Annotated in this window: 12 protein-coding genes; 7 read left to right on the top strand and 5 right to left on the bottom strand. The window is 60.8% G+C overall.

The features are described from left to right. The 3 genes from ftsA to lpxC all read left to right on the top strand — a co-directional run. A partial coding sequence (gene ftsA, locus WBP53_RS09590; RefSeq protein WP_423928311.1) for a cell division protein FtsA occupies positions 1 to 1085 on the top strand: 1085 nt, incomplete at its 5' end. 179 nt (positions 1086 to 1264) lie between these two features. Next, complete coding sequence (gene ftsZ / locus WBP53_RS09585; protein WP_423928309.1) at positions 1265 to 2455, top strand: cell division protein FtsZ; 1191 nt, start codon at positions 1265 to 1267, stop codon at positions 2453 to 2455. 358 nt (positions 2456 to 2813) lie between these two features. Continuing rightward, positions 2814 to 3725: a UDP-3-O-acyl-N-acetylglucosamine deacetylase gene (gene lpxC, locus WBP53_RS09580; protein ID WP_423928307.1), complete on the top strand. Its 912-nt coding sequence runs from the start codon at positions 2814 to 2816 to the stop codon at positions 3723 to 3725. A gap of 60 nt (positions 3726 to 3785) precedes the next feature. On the opposite strand, the gene WBP53_RS09575 is transcribed toward lpxC, so the two are convergent. Then, complete coding sequence (locus WBP53_RS09575) at positions 3786 to 4271, bottom strand: DciA family protein (RefSeq protein WP_423928305.1); 486 nt, start codon at positions 4269 to 4271, stop codon at positions 3786 to 3788. Between the two features lie 66 nt (positions 4272 to 4337). Between WBP53_RS09575 and WBP53_RS09570 the strand changes: the two genes are divergently transcribed. The 3 genes from WBP53_RS09570 (at position 4338) to WBP53_RS09560 (ending at position 9184) form a co-directional block, all read left to right on the top strand. Further along, positions 4338 to 5228 (top strand): M23 family metallopeptidase, encoded by an 891-nt coding sequence (locus WBP53_RS09570; RefSeq protein ID WP_423928303.1) that lies wholly within the window; start codon positions 4338 to 4340, stop codon positions 5226 to 5228. A 170-nt stretch (positions 5229 to 5398) separates the two neighbouring features. After that, on the top strand, positions 5399 to 8128 hold the full coding sequence (gene secA, locus WBP53_RS09565; protein ID WP_423928301.1) for a preprotein translocase subunit SecA: 2730 nt from the start codon (positions 5399 to 5401) through the stop codon (positions 8126 to 8128). 84 nt (positions 8129 to 8212) lie between these two features. After that, positions 8213 to 9184, top strand: a complete 972-nt coding sequence (locus WBP53_RS09560) for a Nudix family hydrolase (protein WP_423928297.1) — start codon at positions 8213 to 8215, stop codon at positions 9182 to 9184. 39 nt (positions 9185 to 9223) lie between these two features. Here the strand turns inward: WBP53_RS09560 and coaE are convergent, their stop codons facing one another. The 3 genes from coaE to ettA form a co-directional block, all read right to left on the bottom strand. Then, a complete protein-coding gene (gene coaE / locus WBP53_RS09555) occupies positions 9224 to 9817 on the bottom strand; it encodes a dephospho-CoA kinase (protein WP_423928295.1) in 594 nt (197 codons plus the stop codon). Then, positions 9818 to 10654, bottom strand: a complete 837-nt coding sequence (gene pyrF, locus WBP53_RS09550; protein WP_423928293.1) for an orotidine-5'-phosphate decarboxylase — start codon at positions 10652 to 10654, stop codon at positions 9818 to 9820. A 273-nt stretch (positions 10655 to 10927) separates the two neighbouring features. Next, on the bottom strand, positions 10928 to 12589 hold the full coding sequence (gene ettA / locus WBP53_RS09545; protein ID WP_423928291.1) for an energy-dependent translational throttle protein EttA: 1662 nt from the start codon (positions 12587 to 12589) through the stop codon (positions 10928 to 10930). 230 nt (positions 12590 to 12819) lie between these two features. Here ettA and WBP53_RS09540 point away from each other — a divergent pair, with 230 nt between their 5' ends. Then, a complete protein-coding gene (locus tag WBP53_RS09540) occupies positions 12820 to 14169 on the top strand; it encodes a Gfo/Idh/MocA family protein (protein ID WP_423928289.1) in 1350 nt (449 codons plus the stop codon). Positions 14170 to 14270: 101 nt separating this feature from the next. Here WBP53_RS09540 and WBP53_RS09535 read toward each other — a convergent pair whose 3' ends face one another. Further along, the gene (locus tag WBP53_RS09535; protein WP_423928287.1) at positions 14271 to 17099 is read right to left on the bottom strand and encodes a valine--tRNA ligase; all 2829 of its coding nucleotides are present in this window, start codon (positions 17097 to 17099) and stop codon (positions 14271 to 14273) included. Positions 17100 to 17146: the final 47 nt, after the last annotated feature.

Raw genomic sequence — 17146 nt, 5'->3', positions numbered from 1 at the left:
GTGTTGTCGTGGACATCGAATCCACCGTGCAGTCGATCCAGCGTGCCATCGAGGAAGCGGAGCTGATGGCGGGTTGCGAGATCCGTTCCGTCTATGCAGGAATCGCAGGCAGCCATATCCGCTGCCTGAATTCGCACGGCATCGTGCCTATCCGCGACAAGGAAGTGACCGAGGCGGATCGCGAGCATGTCATTGAGGCGGCACGCGCCGTGGCGATCCCGGCGGACCAGGAGCGCCTCTACCTGGAGCCGCAGGACTATGTGATCGATGGGCAGGAAGGCATCCGTCACCCGATCGGAATGAGCGGGGTGCGGCTGGAATCGCGCGTGCACCTGGTAACCGGTGCAATGAGCGCCGCGGCCAATATCCGCAAATGCGTCTCGCGCTGCGGCCTGCGCGTCGACGACCTTGTGCCACAACAGATCGCGTCGAGTTTCGCCGTGTTGACACAGGACGAGCGCGAACTCGGCGTCTGTCTTGTCGACATTGGTGCCGGTACGACGGATATCGCCATCTTCACCCAGGGTGCAATCCGGCATACCGCGTCGTTGCCAATCGCCGGTGATCAGGTCACCAACGACATCGCCGTGGCCTTGCGCACGCCGACTGCACATGCCGAGGAAATCAAGGTCAAGTACGCCTGCGCACTGGCCCAGCTCGCGCATGCCGAAGAAACCATTCAGGTGCCCAGCGTCGGCGACAGGCCGCCGCGTCGACTGGCACGGCAGACGCTCGCCGAAGTCGTCCAGCCGCGCTACGAAGAACTGTTCTCCCTGGCCCAGGCCGAACTGCGTCGCTCAGGCTACGAAAGCCTGGTGGCGGCGGGAATCGTGCTGACCGGAGGTGCCGCCAAGATGGAAGGCGTGGTCGATCTCGCTGAAGAGATTTTCCACATGCCGGTACGACTGGGCATTCCGCAGCACGTGACCGGCCTTTCCGATGTTGTTTCGAATCAGATCCATGCGACGGGGGTTGGACTGCTGCTGTACGGAAGCAGGCAGGCATCTCATGGCGCGCCCCGCGGAGTTGATGCGGTTGGCGGGGTTTGGGATCGGGTATCGAATTGGTTCAAGGGAAATTTTTGAGTGCTGGCCATAGCCAGGACTTGCCAGGAAAAACCACTGCGCAGGATGTGCGGTGGCGCAACCGAAACGGTTGCTTTGCGGACAGCGCGCCAGTTGTCCGCGAGTCGAACACGGAGCAAGGCAGCAACGTGGTCGGAGTCATCTAAATCAATACGGCTAAAGCCGACGGAGGACGGGAAATGTTTGAGCTGATCGAAAGGATGGAGCCCAATGCGGTGATCAAGGTCATCGGTGTGGGCGGTGGCGGCGGCAATGCCGTAAGCCATATGGTCAATGCCCAGATCGAGGGTGTTGAATTCGTTTGTGCGAATACAGACGCACAGGCACTCAAGAACAGCGGTGCAAAGCACACGCTGCAACTCGGCGCCAATGTCACCAAGGGTCTCGGTGCCGGTGCCAACCCCGAGGTAGGCCGCCAGGCCGCACTCGAGGACCGTGAACGCATCTGCGAACTGCTGCAGGGCGCGGACATGGCCTTCATCACCTGCGGCATGGGCGGCGGAACCGGAACCGGTGCGGCGCCAGTAGTGGCCCAGCTGGCCAAGGAGATGGGCATCCTGACAGTGGCAGTGGTAACCAAGCCGTTCCCGTTCGAAGGGCGCCGGCGCATGCAGGTGGCGCTCAAGGGCATCGAGGACCTGACCCAGCACGTGGATTCGCTGATCACCGTGCCGAATGAGAAGCTGCTGACCGTTCTCGGGCGCGACGTCACCCTGCTCAGTGCATTCAAGCAGGCCAACGATGTGTTGCTCGGTGCCGTGCAGGGGATTGCCGACCTGATTACCCGACCGGGACTCATCAACGTCGACTTTGCCGATGTACGCACGGTCATGGCGGAGATGGGCATGGCGATGATGGGAAGTGGCAATGCGCGCGGCGACGATCGTGCCGTGGCCGCTGCCGAAGCCGCCATCAACAACCCCTTGCTCGAGGACATCAATCTGGCAGGTGCATGCGGCATTCTCGTGAATGTCACCGCTGGCCAGAACCTGACCATGCGCGAGTTCGACGACATCGGACAGGTCATCCACGAGTTTGCCAGCGAGGATGCAACCGTCGTGATCGGAACTGCGCTCGATCCCGAGCTGCAGGACGAAATCCGCGTCACCGTGGTCGCCACCGGACTCAACCGCAATGCTGTCCGCCAGCCTGTGCGTTCGGAGCGTGAGCGTGAGGCGATCATCGCCCCGCGTGCGCCCATGCAGGTCGTGCGCAATGCGACCACGGGCGAGGTCGACTATGCGGACATTCCGGAGCGTGTGCCGTCTGCGATACACAGGAGCGTACCCGCGGAGCAGGCCAACGCATCGACAGACAGCCAGGTCGACTATCTCGACATCCCCGCCTTCTTGCGGCGGCAGGCTGACTGACAGGAGAGAATCAGCCAACAGCTCAAGAGTCCCGCCCAGCCTCCAGGCTGCCTCGCACCGGATCAATTATCCGGGCGGGTCGGTGCCGCTGTCGTGAGACAGCGGACGTGCTGGCGTCACTGCCGCTGCGTGGCGCCGCAGCGGCATGTTTTTTTCGGGAAAACGCCAAATTTCCGACTGATCAGGGCATAACCGCCAATTCTGGCGGCTTGTGGGCCCACCCTGGCAAAAATAAAAGGGTGTGGTGAATGCGCAACACCTGTATGATTTTGACGTCGGCTTAACTATCGCTGACTGGAATGCTGTGCTACTCTCCCCGGCGTTTTGATGCTCCTGCCCCAGGGGTCAGACCAAAAAAATGATTAAACAACGCACGCTCAAAAACGTAATAAGGGCGACAGGCGTAGGTCTCCATACGGGTGACAAGGTCTACATGACTTTGCGACCCGCTGCGGTTGATACAGGGATTGTGTTTCGGCGCGTGGATCTTGCCGAGCCGGTGGAGATTCTTTCCTGTTGCGAAAATGTCGGTGATACGCGGTTGTCCACGACCTTGGTCAAAGGCAATGTCCGCATCGCGACGATCGAGCACCTGCTGTCGGCAATTGCCGGTCTCGGCATCGACAATGCCTATGTCGACCTGTCCGCACCGGAAGTCCCGATCATGGACGGCAGTGCTGGCCCCTTCGTATTCCTGCTGCAGTCAGCGGGTATCGAGGAGCAGGTAAAGGCCAAGCGCTTCGTCCGCATCAAGAAATCGGTGACCGTCCGTGAGGACGACAAATGGGCCAGATTTGAACCATTTGACGGCTTCAAGGTCGGATTCTCGATCGATTTTGACCATCCGATGTTCGCCAAGCGAACTTCAACCAGCGAGATCGATTTCTCGACTACCTCGTTCGTCAAGGAAGTCAGCCGTGCGCGAACCTTTGGTTTCATGCGCGATATCGAAATGCTGCGCGAGAGGAATCTGGCCCTGGGCGGGTCAATGGACAACTCGATCGTGCTGGATGACTACCGCGTCCTCAATGAGGATGGCCTGAGATACGAGGACGAATTCGTCAAGCACAAGATTCTTGACGCAATTGGTGACCTGTATCTCCTCGGACACAGCCTTATTGGCGCATTCTATGGCTACAAGTCCGGTCATGCGCTCAACAACACCTTGTTGCGAGCCTTGCTGGCTGACAAGACAGCCTGGGAAGAGGTCAGTTTCGACGACGAATCCAAGGCTCCAATTTCCTACGCCCATCCGGCGCAGGCGCTGTAAGCAGTTCGTTGCATCAGGGGAGCTCCTGCTGGAGCTTCCTGTTCCAGGGGAAGGGGGTCTTCAGGCCTCTGGCAAAGAATCATCCGAGGCGAGGGACGCCAGCTTCAAATACAAGGCCTGCAGTTCCGGGTCCTTGAGAGTTTTTGCCGCCGTGCGCAGATGGCTTGCAGCGGTGGTCGAAAGTGGTGTGAATCTGTCCGGTTCCGAGGGAACGATCGGCAGGGCGGCCACTTTCACAACGAGGAGTTCGACAGCGCTGCCACTGGCGGCGCGGGCTTCAGCCAGAAGGTTTGCCTGGTGCATCCTTAGGCGCGTCGCCCAAGCCGGACTTGTCGCGAGATATACAAGCCGCCCGTTACGCAGGTCCGCAAGTCGACATTCGCGAGCCAGTGAATCGGGCAAGTGGTGGCGTAGTTTTTCATCAAGCTGGTCCAGGACGCGCGCGCGCTTCGCGAGTGTGTCAAGGGCGACGCACTCTGCGACGGGTACCAAGGTACTTGGCAGGCGTTTGCGTGATGGAGGACTTTGCTGCATGGCGAAACCCATTCGGCGAACCATTTAATGAACATCATTCTAGTCGCGAAATCACATTCAACCCCGCGATGTATCGATTTGAGTAGCAGGCGCGGTTGCGTGCTGGTTGGTTCGCTGCTCTGTTCGGTTTTTGCGTTGTTTGCCGGCATGGGGTTTGCCCTCGCGTTGTTTACCGTGAATCCGCGCGACGCAGCGATGCGTGATCTTGTCGCCCTGAGGGCGCAGATCGAGCTGCAGAAAGGTGAGCTTGGAAACGTGGAGCGCGACTCCCAGCGCAATCTGGATGCATTGGCCATGCAGATTGGTCAGTTGCGCGCACAGGCAACCCGACTCAATGCCCTCGGAGATCGCCTGACCCAGGTCGGCAAGCTCGAGGACGGCGAATTTGATTTCGCAACCGAGCCAGCCCTGGGTGGACCGGAAGAATCCCTCGGTGAGATTTCCCCCCCGCTGCCCCTGGGTGGCGATATCGAAAATCTCCGCGCCGAGTTCGAGCGCCAGGAAGCCCAACTGGGTGTCCTCGAAAACCTGCTGTTTGATCGCAAGATCGACAATGCCTTGCTGCCGACAGGCATGCCTGTTGCGCATGGCTATGTGGCATCGCGCTATGGAACCCGCACCGATCCGATCACCGGCCGCCAGGCGGTCCATCTGGGTGTCGACTTCGACGTGCCCATGGGCAGCGACATTCTGGCCGTGGCCGAGGGTGTAGTGACCTATTCAGCCGTACGCAACGGTTACGGAAACGTGGTCGAAATCGACCACGGAAACGGATACATGACGCGATACGCGCACAATTCGCGCAATCTCGCCGAAGTGGGTACGCGGGTCCATGTGGGGCAGGTTATCGCCAAAGTGGGCTCCAGCGGACGCTCGACGGGACCGCATTGCCATTTCGAAGTCTGGCTGAATGGTCGCCCGGTCAACCCCATGGCCTATGTGCGTTCAACACGCGCAAGTCGCGGCTAGTTTCCCGACTTCGCCAGGATGCTCTTGAATCAGGGGATCCAATCCCCACTAGTGTGAATCAATACACAGGCTTGGTGTAATGCCGAGGCCGCCGTATCATCGGCGGCCTTCGCTTTTCAGCCGTGCTCGCATTTTGCGGGACAAACGGCACTACCCGGACAGAAAAACCGATGTTTCAACGTTTCCTGACGAGCATTTTTGGCAGCCGCAACGAGCGGATCCTGCGCACGCTGAACAAGACAGTTGTTCGCATCAACGCCATGGAGCCCCGCTTCGAAGCGCTCGACGATGCTGCCTTGCAGGCAATGACGGACGAGTTCCGCAAGCGCGTCAGCGATGGCGAGTCCCTGGATTCCCTGTTGCCGGAAGCCTTCGCCGTCGTGCGTGAGGCCGCCAGGCGGGTAACCGGCCTGCGCCACTACGATGAGCAGCTGATCGGCGGCATGGTCCTGCACTCGGGCAAGATCGCGGAAATGCGCACCGGCGAAGGCAAGACCCTGGTGGGTACGCTGCCTGTCTACCTAAACGCGCTGACCGGCAAGGGCGTGCATGTGGTCACGGTGAACGACTACCTGGCAAGGCGTGACTCGGCCTGGATGGGGCGGATCTACAACTTTCTTGGCATGAGCGTCGGCGTGGTCTATCCGGGCATGGACCATGGCGACAAGCGTGGTGCCTACGCCGCGGACATCACCTACGGCACGAACAACGAATTCGGCTTCGACTATCTGCGCGACAACATGGCGCAATCGAAGGACCAGCGCTATCAGCGCAAGCTCTCGTTTGCGATCGTCGACGAAGTCGACTCGATCCTGATCGACGAGGCCCGCACACCGCTGATCATCTCCGGACCGACAGATGATTCGCCGCAACTTTACGTCAAGGTCAATCGTCTGGTGCCGAAACTCGTGCGCCAGGAGAAGGAAGACAGCGAGGGTGATTTCTGGGTCGACGAGAAGCAGCGTCAGGTCCATCTTTCCGAGGCCGGCATGGAGCATGCCGAAGCCCTGTTTCGTGCCGAAGGCATCATCGGGCCCGACGAGAGCCTGTATGACACCAAGCATCTGGCCGTGGTCCATCATCTGAATGCCGGCCTGCGCGCACATGCGATCTACCAGCGCGACGTGGACTACATCGTGCGTGACGGCGAAGTCATCATCGTCGATGAGTTCACTGGGCGTACGCTGGCTGGGCGACGCTGGTCCGATGGCCTGCATCAGGCGGTCGAGGCCAAGGAAGGCATGCCGATCCAGCGCGAAAACCAGACCCTTGGCTCGATAACGTTCCAGAACTACTTCCGACTGTACGACAAGCTCGCGGGCATGACAGGCACCGCGGATACCGAAGCCTTCGAATTCCAGTCCATCTACGGGCTCGAAGTCGTGGTCATTCCGACCCACCGCCCCATGGTGCGCAAGGACGAGCCCGATGTCGTTTTCCTGAAGGCGAAGAACAAGCACGACGCCATCATCGATGACATCAAGGATTGCTACGAACGGGGCCAGCCGGTACTGGTCGGCACCACCTCCATCGAGACATCGGAATACCTGTCAGGCCTGCTCAACAAGTCGAACGTCCCGCATGAAGTGCTCAACGCCAAGCAGCATGAGCGGGAAGCCATCATCGTCGCCCAGGCCGGTCGCCCGGGCGTGGTCACGATCGCCACCAACATGGCTGGCCGCGGTACCGATATCGTGCTCGGCGGCAATCTCGAAGTTGAACTGGCTGCATTGCCTGAAGAAACTCCCGAATCCGAGCGCAAGCGGCTCGAAGCCGAATGGAAGGAGCGCCATGCCAAGGTGCTCGAAGCTGGCGGGTTGCGCATTATCGGTACCGAGCGCCACGAGTCCCGCCGCATCGATAACCAGTTGCGCGGCCGTTCCGGGCGCCAGGGCGATCCGGGTTCGACACGCTTCTATCTTTCGCTGGAAGACAATCTCCTGCGTATCTTCATGGGCGAGCGCGTGGCCGGCTTGATGCGCATGTTTGGCATGAAGGAAGAGGACGCGATCCAGGATCGCATGGTCACCAAGCAGATCATGAATGCGCAGCGCAAGGTCGAGGCGCAGAACTTCGATTTCCGCAAGAACGTGCTGGAATTCGATGACGTGGCCAACGATCAGCGCAAGGTGATCTACGAGCAACGCAATGAGTTGCTGGAAAGCGAAGGTGTTGGTGAGACGGTACAGAGCATCCGTGAAGATGTGTTCGCCGATCTCGTTCGTCGCTTTGTGCCGCCCAATACCATCGACGATCAGTGGAATATCGCTGGTCTTGAAAAGGAACTGGAGTCGGAGTTCAACCTCAAGATTGACCTTCGCGGCTGGCTTGAAGATCAGGAAGAGGCCGGAGCCGACGACATCGTTGTGAAAGTTGAAGATGCCGCATCGCGGCTGTTCCGCGAGAAGGAAGCCTTGCTCGGTGAAGAAACCATGCGCTCGCTGGAAAAGCACGTCATGCTTTCCGTCGTCGACAACTGCTGGAAGGAGCACCTGACCAGCATGGACTACCTGCGCCAGGGCATCTACCTGCGCGGATATGCGCAAAAGCAGCCCAAGCAGGAGTTCAAGCGTGAATCCTTCCTGCTGTTCCAGCAGATGCTTGAGCGCATCAAGCATGAGCTTGTGCAACTGCTTGCGCGCGTGCGCATTCGCAGTGAGGAGGAGGTAAAGGCACTCGAGGCAGAGCAGATCGCACAAGCCGAGGCGCAGGCCAAGAACATGAAGTTCCAGCACGCTCAGCCGGCTGCCTATGGTGGCGATGCGGAAACCGAAGCGGGCGGGGATGCACTGCCCGGGTCCACGCCGATCCAGCGCGACACCCCCAAGGTTGGCCGGAATGATCCTTGTCCTTGCGGGTCGGGCAAGAAATTCAAGCAGTGCCACGGCAGCTTGAACTGAGTAGCAGTTGCGGGCGACATGTCCGTTCCCATGAATTGACGCGCGAAGCCAGGTCTTCGCGCGGACGCCCGACGCGAATCCACCATGACTGATGCCGATCCGGACAAGCAGGCGCGAACTCACGTCGTCGCCGGCGTGCTGCGCGATATCGAGGGCCGTGTGCTCCTGGCCCGGCGCCCCTCTGGAAAGGAGTGGGCCGGCTACTGGGAGTTTCCCGGCGGCAAGGTCGATCCGCACGAAGGTGCGCAGCAGGCACTCGCACGGGAGCTCCACGAAGAGCTGGGGATTCGGGCGCAGATCGGCAAGGGGCTGATCAGCATCCCGTGCGGGGACATCCTGCTCGATGTATACGAAATCAATTCCTTCCGTGGACGCCTGCAGTCACTCGACGGGCAAGCGCTGGCATGGGCGAGTCCGAGGGACATCGACATTCGTTTGCTGCCACCTGCGGACCGCCCCGTGGTCAGCGCACTCCGGTTGCCGGATCGCTACCTGATCACGCCGGCACCTGCCCGGGAAGAAGATCCGGAATTCATGCCAGGGCTCGAAAACGCACTGCGAGCAGGCGTTCGCCTGGTCCAGTTGCGTCTGCCTGGCTGGACCAGGGCGGCGGTGGCACCCTTGGCCCGTGCGGTGCGTGATTGTTGTGCCGCGCATGATGCCCAACTGCTGCTGCACGCAGACTGGCAGTTGGCCGAATTGCTAGGTCTGGATGGCGTGCACCTTCCTGCGCGTATCGCCGCCGGCCTCAGGGATCGTCCGATCGGACACGATCGCTGGCTGGCCGTGTCATGCCACAGCCAGGAAGAAATCTCTCACGCCGCTGCGATCGGAGCTGATTTCGTCACCTTGTCCCCGATCGAACCGACGGCAAGTCATCCCGGCTCCGTTTCGTTGGGGTGGCAGCGTGCGTCCGCCCTGATTGCGCAGGCACCCATGCCGGTCTATGTGCTGGGTGGCATGGGGCCGATCGACATTGGAACTGCGCAACGAGGTGGTGCCCAGGGCATTGCAGCCATTCGCGCGCTCTGGCCATCAGGGAATGCCGGCACCTGATCGTCTGGAGGCCGGCCGCCGTCGCCGACAGAGTGCTGTTCAGCCGGCCAATTCCAGATAGCGCTGATGCAGTGTCTCAACGGCATCATCCAGGGCAGCCAGATCGCCGCTGTTGTCGATAACCTCGTCGGCCACTGCCAGCCGTTGCTCGCGCGTGGCCTGGGCATCAAGCATCTTCCCGGCGAGTTCGCGGGTGATCCCGTCCCGCTTCAGCAGGCGGGCGACCTGCATCTCGCGCGGTACATCGACAACTAGAACACGATCGACCCAGGCGTACTCGCCTGATTCGACAAACAACGGAATGACCAGCATGGCGTAGGCTGCACGCGAACCGGCGAGCGCCTCGCGCATTGCATCTCTCACCCGTGGGTGGATGATGCTTTCGAGGCGGCGCCGGGCATCCGGGTCGGCGAAAACGCGTTCCCGCATTGCGCCTCGGTCCAGGGTCCCGTCTGCAGCGAGGACATCAGATCCGAATGCTGCAACCACCTCCGCGAGTCCCTCGGTTCCCGCGGCGATGACTTCCCGGGCTACCAGATCGGCATCGATGATGTCGACGCCTCGCGCGGCAAAGCGCGTTTCCACGGCTGACTTGCCGGATGCAATCCCGCCAGTCAGCGCAACGGTGAACATTCAGGCGTCCGTTCGCCGATTGGCACCGCGATGGCTGTTGATCTGATCTCGCAGGGTCCATGTCGCCTGGCGCGCCGCGTCGGCGAATTTGTCGTCATTTCCGGCGTACAGAATGGCGCGGGAAGAACTGATCAACAGTCCGCTCCCGTCGCTGGACTGGCCGTTTCGAAGCACCGCTTCGACATCGCCGCCCTGCGCGCCGATGCCAGGCACGAGCAAGGGCATGTCACCCACGATGCGGCGCACTTCGGCCAGCTGTTCCGGCCAGGTTGCACCGGTGACCAGCAGGCAATTGCCGTTGGCGTTCCAATCCGTGGCGACCATGGCCGCCACGTGCTGGTAGAGCGGGCGTCCGCCGACATCAAGTTCCTGCAGGTCCGCGGAACCCGGATTCGAAGTGCGGCAGAGGATCACCACCCCCTTGTCGGCCCGGTCGAGGAACGGCTGCACCGAGTCGCGACCCAGATACGGATTCACGGTCACTGCATCGGCCTCGTAGCGATCGAAGGCCTCATTGGCATAGTGCTGCGCAGTCGAGCCGATGTCGCCACGCTTGGCATCGAGGATGACCGGAACGCCAGGTTGATGGGTGTGGATATGCGCAATCAGGCGCTGCAGGGCATCTTCCGCTTCCAGTGCCGCGAAGTGGGCGATCTGTGGCTTGAAGCAGCAAGCCAGGTCGGCAGTGGCATCGACGATGGCGCGGCAGAAATTGAATACCGCATCGCTGTCTCGGGCAAAGTGCGCCGGAAACCGCGAAGGCTCCGGGTCAAGCCCGACACAGACCATCGAATTGTTGCGCTGCCAGGCAGCGCGCAAGGCTTCCATGAACGTCATTGGCGGAACGGGGACCGAGAATGGGAAATGGGGAATGGGTCAGTGCGTATCCACCAGACCCGTGAATTCGACACGGTACTACCGAATCCGATCAGGGCCAATGCTGTTTCCTGCACCCAGGCCGTGTTGTCCGGATCCAATGCGACGAGCCTGCAGATTCATTCAGGCGCAGCACCTCAAGCCAGGCCTGCATGTCCGGTGAAACAACTCGCCGAACGGGGATGAATCGTCGAGGAGTCGCCTTTTCGACTCCCCGTTTTCCTTTTCCTGCCCTTAAACCAGCTTCTTGTAACGCAGACGATGCGGTGTCGATGCGTCATCGCCGAGGCGCCGCTTTTTGTCTTCTTCGTACTCGCGGTAGTTTCCGGCGAAGAATTCAACATGCGAATCGCCTTCATAGGCGAGGATGTGGGTGGCGATGCGATCAAGGAACCAGCGATCATGCGAGATCACGAACGTGTTGCCCGGGAACTCGAGCAGGGCGTCCTCCAGCGCGCGAAGGGTTTCGATGTCCAGATCGTTGGAGGGCTCGTCGAGCAGCAGTACGTTGCCGCCCTGGAGCAGGGTCTTGGCCAGGTGCAGGCGGCCACGCTCACCACCGGACAAGGTGCCGACCAGTTTCTGCTGGTCCTGTCCCTTGAAGTTGAAGCGGCCAAGATAGGCGCGCGACTGGATCTCGATGCCGTTGATATTGAGGATGTCGGCGCCGCCTGAAATTTCCTGGAAGACGTTGTGGTCGCCTTCGAGCTTCTCGCGGCTCTGGTCGACATATGCGACCTTGACCGTCTGCCCGCGCGTGATCTCACCCTTGTCCGGCTTCTCGAGGCCGATGATCATCTTGAACAGGGTCGACTTGCCGGCGCCGTTCGGGCCGATGATGCCGATGATCGCGCCATGTGGCACGACGAAGCTCAGGTCCTCGATCAGCAGGCGATCGCCGAAGGACTTGGTTACGCCCTTGAACTCCATGATCGAACTGCCAAGGCGCTCGCCCGGTGGAATGAAGATCTCGTTGGTCTCGTTGCGGCGCTGGTAGTCGACTGATTGCAGCTCTTCCATCTTGGCCAGACGCGCCTTGCCCTTGCTGCGGCCGCCCTTGGCGTTGCTGCGGGCCCATTCGAGTTCGCGCTGGATGGCTTTCTGTCGTGCCTTTTCGCTGGACTCTTCCTGTTTGAGGCGATCGCCCTTCTGCTGCAGCCACGAGGAGTAGTTGCCCTTCCATGGAATGCCACGGCCGCGATCGAGCTCGAGAATCCATTCTGCCGCGTTGTCGAGGAAGTAACGGTCATGGGTCACTGCGACCACGGTGCCTGGGAAGTCGGCCAGGAAATTCTCCAGCCATTCGACCGATTCGGCATCGAGATGGTTGGTCGGTTCATCAAGCAGGAGCATGTCCGGCTTCGACAGCAGTAGTCGGCAAAGTGCGACTCGACGTTTTTCGCCACCGGAGAGCTTGCCTACGTTCGCTTCCCATGGCGGCAGTCGCAGTGCATCGGCAGCCACTTCGAGCTGACGTTCCAGCGCGTGTGCATCGGTCACCGCAAGCAGGCTTTCGAGGCGCTGCTGCTCGGCGGCGAGCTTGTCGAAATCGGCGCCTTCCTCGGCGTAGGCCGCATAGACCTCATCCAGGCGATTCTGCGCGTTGATGACGTCGGAGACACCTTCTTCGACGACCTCGCGCACGGTCTTGTCCGGATCCACGTTCGGTTCCTGTTCAAGATAGCCGATCTTGGTGCCGGGAACGGCGCGCGCCTCGCCCTGGAAATCGGTATCGACGCCGGCCATGATGCGCAACACGGTGGATTTGCCCGCGCCGTTCAGGCCGAGCAATCCAATCTTGGCGCCTGGAAAGAATGACAACGAGATGTCCTTGATGATCTGGCGCTTGGGCGGGACGACCTTGCTGACGCCGATCATCGTGTAGATGTATTGCATGACAACTCCGGGTTTGAGCGTTGCCGACGCGGCCGATTCGGCCAAGGCAGTCGGGCATGGGAAAAAAGAGGGTCGCGGATTATCGCCGATTCAGGGGTAGGGCGTCATGCCTTCCCGGCAGGATCGGCTCGAAACTGGCAGGATCCGGTCGGGACCATGAGTGCTGGTGCCAAAGACGCAGGTAGGATGGAAGTCTGGCGGCAACATTGAAATGATCCTCCGGAGGGGCCATGCAACGTCGTGATTTCCTGAAAACATCGCTGGCATTTGGCGCGCTGGCCTCGATGCCGTGGTCGTCAGCCATTGGCAAGACAGGCCATGCGTTGCGCGTGGGCCTGATCGGCACTGGCATGCGGGGCCAGGTGCTGCTGGGCGAGCTGCTCAAGCAGGATGGCGTGGACATCGTTGCCCTGTGCGATATCGACAGCTTCGCCCTGGAGGGCGCCGCACGCATCCTGAGCGAAGCCGGGCGGCCCAAGGCGCGCATCTACACCGGTCAAGGCGACGCCTGGCGGGAGATGCTTGCCAAGGCTCGCCTCGATGCCGTGCTTGTCGCCACGCCATGGGAATTGCACGCTCCGATGTCGATGGCGGCCATGGAGGCGCGGGTTGCGGTTGGCTGCGAGGTTGTCGCCGCGGTTACCCTGGAGGAGCACTGGGAGGTCCTGCGCACCCAGTTGCGCACCGGCACGCCGTACATGTTGCTGGAGAATGTCTGCTATCGCCGTGACGTTCTGGCCACGCTGAATATGGTCCGCCAGGACGTATTCGGCGAGTTGATCCATCTGGAGGGTGGCTACGAGCACGATTTGCGCAAGGTGAAGTTCAATTCAGGCGTTCCCGGCCAGCCCTATGGTGGCGGCGTCGAATTCGGTGACAAGGGCTGGTCTGAATCGCGCTGGCGTACCCCGCATTCTGTGGCCCGCAATGGCGAACTGTATCCAAGCCACGGCATCGGTCCCTGTGCAATGTGGGCCAACATCAATCGCGGCAACCGCTTTGTGCGCATGACCAGCTACGCGAGCAAGTCACGCGGACTGCACAACCACGTGCTTGACGAAGGAGGAGCCGACCATCCGAATGCGAAGGTGCAATTCAGCCTGGGTGATGTCGTCACCACCCAGATAGCTTGCGAACAAGGCGAGACCATCCTGCTCACCCATGACACCTCCCTGCCGCGCCCTTACTCACTGGGTTTCCGCGTGCAAGGCACGAAGGGATTGTGGATGGATGTCAACGAGTCGATCTACATCGAAGGCCGCAGCGCCAAGGCGCATCAGTGGGAGCTCGCTCAGCCCTGGCTGGATCGATACGATCATCCGCTCTGGCGCAAGTATGGGGACGAAGCCGCCGGAGGCGGACACGGCGGCATGGATTTCTTCGTCGTGCGAGCGTTCGTGGAGTCCCTGAAGGCCTCGGCACCGATGCCGATCGACATCTACGACGCCGTCACCTGGAGCGCGATCACGCCCTTGTCTGAGCGATCCATCGGCCTTGGCAACATGACCGTCGAGTTTCCCGATTTCACCGCGGGTGCGTGGAAGACCAGAAAGCCGATTTTTGCGCTGGATGGGAGTTGAGCAGGCGCATGGCCGACTATCCGTGCGGGAGCCGTGTCACTTGATCAGCGCCGGCTTTCTCCCTCTCCCGAGGGGAGAGGGTGCAAAAGGCAGACGCCTGCTCAGAGGCGAGCCAGCTGCTCGCGCAGCCCGTCCTGTGTTGCGCTGAAATCGGTCAGACGCTGGCGTTCCTGTTCGACAACGGCGGCAGGCGCGTTGGCGACGAACGTCTCGTTGCCGAGTTTGCCGTTGCATTTGGCAATTTCGCCATCGATGCGCTTGATCTCCTTCTCCAGTCGCGCCTTCTCTGCATCGAGATCGATCAGGCCAGCCAGCGGAATCAGGACGCGCAGCTCGCCGACGATGGCTGATGCGGACGCCGGCTCTTCCTCGCCTTCCGCAAGCCAGCGTTGCGACTCGGTGCGGGCCAGGAACGCAATCTGGCTGGCAAAGCGATCAATGCGTTGGCGATCCTGTTTGGTGCCTCTGGCGAACAGTAGCGGGATCTGCTTGCCCGGTGAAATATTCATCTCGCTGCGGATTCCGCGAACTTCACCGAGCACCGATTTGAGCCACTCGACGTCGGCTACCGAACCAGTCTCGATTCCCGTGGAGAATTCATCGCTGCGCGGATACGGGCGTGTCGAGACACTGTCACCGACGATGCCCAGACGTGGCGCAACGTTCTGCCAGATCTCCTCAGTGATGAACGGCGTGATTGGATGCAGCGCGCGCAGGATCGCCTCGAGAACACGCAGCAGTGTTTGTCGCGTCGAGGCAATGGCTGCTGCGTCGTCGCCATTGAGTGCGGGTTTGCTCAGTTCGAGGAACCAGTCGCAATAGTCATTCCAGACGAACTCGTAGAGTGCCTGAGCAATCAGGTCAAAGCGGTACGTCTTGAACTGCGCCTCGATTTCATCAAGCGTCGCGGCAAGTCGCGAAAGAATCCATTGCTCGGCGGCGGTCACCGGCATGGCAGTGCCGGGGCTGGCAGACTCGACGTTCATGAGAACGAATCGCGCCGCATTCCAGAGCTTGTTGCAGAAATTCTTGTAACCTTCGGCACGCTTCAGATCGAAATTGATCGTGCGTCCGTAGGTCGCCAGTGCGGCGAAGGTGAAGCGCATCGCATCGGTTCCAACGGCAGCAATGCCCTCCGGATAGTCCTTGCGGATGCGCTTCTCGACCTTTTCGCGGACCTGCGGGATCAGCAGCGAAGCCGTCGATTTCCTGACCAGCGATTCGAGGTCGATGCCGTCGATCAGGTCGAGCGGATCAATCGTATTGCCCTTGGACTTGGACATCTTCTGGCCTTCGGCATCACGCACGATGGCATTGATGTAGACCTCGCGAAACGGCACCTTGCCCGTGAAGTACTGCGTCGCCATGACCATGCGCGCGACCCAGAAGAAGATGATGTCGAAGCCGGTGACCAGCACCGCACGTGGAATGAATTCCTGGTCCTTTGACCAGTCGGCGACGATCTCGCCATTCTCGGTCACCGGGCCGGGTCCCGGCCATCCCATGGTCGAGAACGGCCACAGCGCCGAGGAGAACCAGGTATCGAGGACATCCTCGTCCTGTCGCAGTGCGCCGGTCGGCTTGATCGCGGAATGGGCCAGCGCATCGGCTTCGTCCTCGCCGACGAAGATGTTTCCGGCTTCGTCATACCAGGCGGGAATCTGATGGCCCCACCAGAGCTGGCGGCTGACGCACCAGTCCTGGATATTCTCCAGCCACTGGTTGTAGGTGGTCGACCAGTTCTCCGGAACGAAGCGGATTTCGCCATCGCGCACGGCGGCCAGCGCCGGCTCGGTGATGGCCTTTCGGCCACCCGGCCCAGGCTGGCCATCGACACGTGTGTCGCTGGTCAGGTCGAGAAACCACTGATCGGTCAGCATCGGCTCGATGACGGCATCGGTGCGCTGGCTGATTGGCACCTGGAGTTTGTGCTTTTTCGTCTCGACCAGGAGCCCAAGCGCTTCCAGATCCGCAAGAATCTTCTTTCGCGCGACGAATCGATCAAGGCCGCGATAAGCCTCCGGTGCTTCCTCGACGACTTTCGCATCGAGGGTGAGAATCACGATGGGTGCAAGCTTGTGGCGCGCGCCGATCTGCGCATCGTTGAAATCATGCGCCGGAGTGATCTTCACGCAACCGGTGCCGAAATCGCGTTCGACATAGGTATCGGCAATGACCGGAATTTCACGATCGGTCAGAGGCAGCTTGAGGGTCTTGCCTATCAGCGACTGGAAGCGTTCGTCATCCGGATGCACGGCCACGGCGACATCGCCGAGCATTGTCTCGGGACGCGTCGTGGCGACGACCAGACCTTCGCCGCCATCGCTGGCCGGGTAGCGGATCGACCACAGGTTGCCGTCCTTCTCTTCGCTGTTGACCTCAAGGTCCGAGACCGCCGTCATCAGCACCGGGTCCCAGTTGACCAGACGCCGGCCACGATAGAGCAGGCCATCGCGATACCACTGCACGAATACGCGCCGTACGGCAGCGGAAAGGCCTTTGTCCATGGTGAAGCGTTCGCGTGACCAGTCCACCGAGGTGCCGATGCGGCGCATCTGGTTGCTGATCGTCGAACCCGATTCCTGCTTCCAGTCCCAGACCCGCTCGATGAATTTTTCGCGGCCGAGATCGTGGCGTGTCTTGCCCTCGGCGGCGAGCTGGTTCTCGACGATCTTCTGCGTCGCGATGCCGGCATGATCACTGCCGCCCTGCCAGAGCGTGCGTGATCCGCGCATGCGCTGGTAGCGGCTCAGCGCATCCATGACCGTCTGCTGGAAGGCATGGCCCATGTGCAGCGTGCCGGTCACGTTTGGCGGTGGCAGCAGGATGCAATACGGATCGCCGTCGCCTTGTGGCTTGAACGCACCGGAAGCCTCCCACTGCGCATACCACTTAGGTTCTATCTGGCCGGGTTCGAAGCTCTTGTCCATAAATTGGGATTCGGGATTGGGGGTTGGGATGTACGAGATTCGATATT

The sequence above is a fragment of the Dokdonella sp. genome (assembly GCF_049593775.1).
In the GTDB taxonomy this organism is placed as follows: Bacteria; Pseudomonadota; Gammaproteobacteria; order Xanthomonadales; family Rhodanobacteraceae; genus Dokdonella.
Note: the sequence above shows the minus strand (reverse complement) of the source record. Positions and strands in the feature narration are given on the sequence as shown.

Excerpts from the sequence above, each read along its gene's own strand:
- ftsZ (WP_423928309.1), top strand. The coding sequence starts at position 1,265 with ATGTTTGAGCTGATCGAAAGGATGGAGCCCAATGCGGTGATCAAGGTC.
- lpxC (WP_423928307.1), top strand. The coding sequence starts at position 2,814 with ATGATTAAACAACGCACGCTCAAAAACGTAATAAGGGCGACAGGCGTA.
- WBP53_RS09575 (WP_423928305.1), bottom strand. The coding sequence starts at position 4,271 with ATGGGTTTCGCCATGCAGCAAAGTCCTCCATCACGCAAACGCCTGCCA.
- secA (WP_423928301.1), top strand. The coding sequence starts at position 5,399 with ATGTTTCAACGTTTCCTGACGAGCATTTTTGGCAGCCGCAACGAGCGG.
- WBP53_RS09560 (WP_423928297.1), top strand. The coding sequence starts at position 8,213 with ATGACTGATGCCGATCCGGACAAGCAGGCGCGAACTCACGTCGTCGCC.
- coaE (WP_423928295.1), bottom strand. The coding sequence starts at position 9,817 with ATGTTCACCGTTGCGCTGACTGGCGGGATTGCATCCGGCAAGTCAGCC.
- pyrF (WP_423928293.1), bottom strand. The coding sequence starts at position 10,654 with ATGACGTTCATGGAAGCCTTGCGCGCTGCCTGGCAGCGCAACAATTCG.
- ettA (WP_423928291.1), bottom strand. The coding sequence starts at position 12,589 with ATGCAATACATCTACACGATGATCGGCGTCAGCAAGGTCGTCCCGCCC.
- WBP53_RS09540 (WP_423928289.1), top strand. The coding sequence starts at position 12,820 with ATGCAACGTCGTGATTTCCTGAAAACATCGCTGGCATTTGGCGCGCTG.
- WBP53_RS09535 (WP_423928287.1), bottom strand. The coding sequence starts at position 17,099 with ATGGACAAGAGCTTCGAACCCGGCCAGATAGAACCTAAGTGGTATGCG.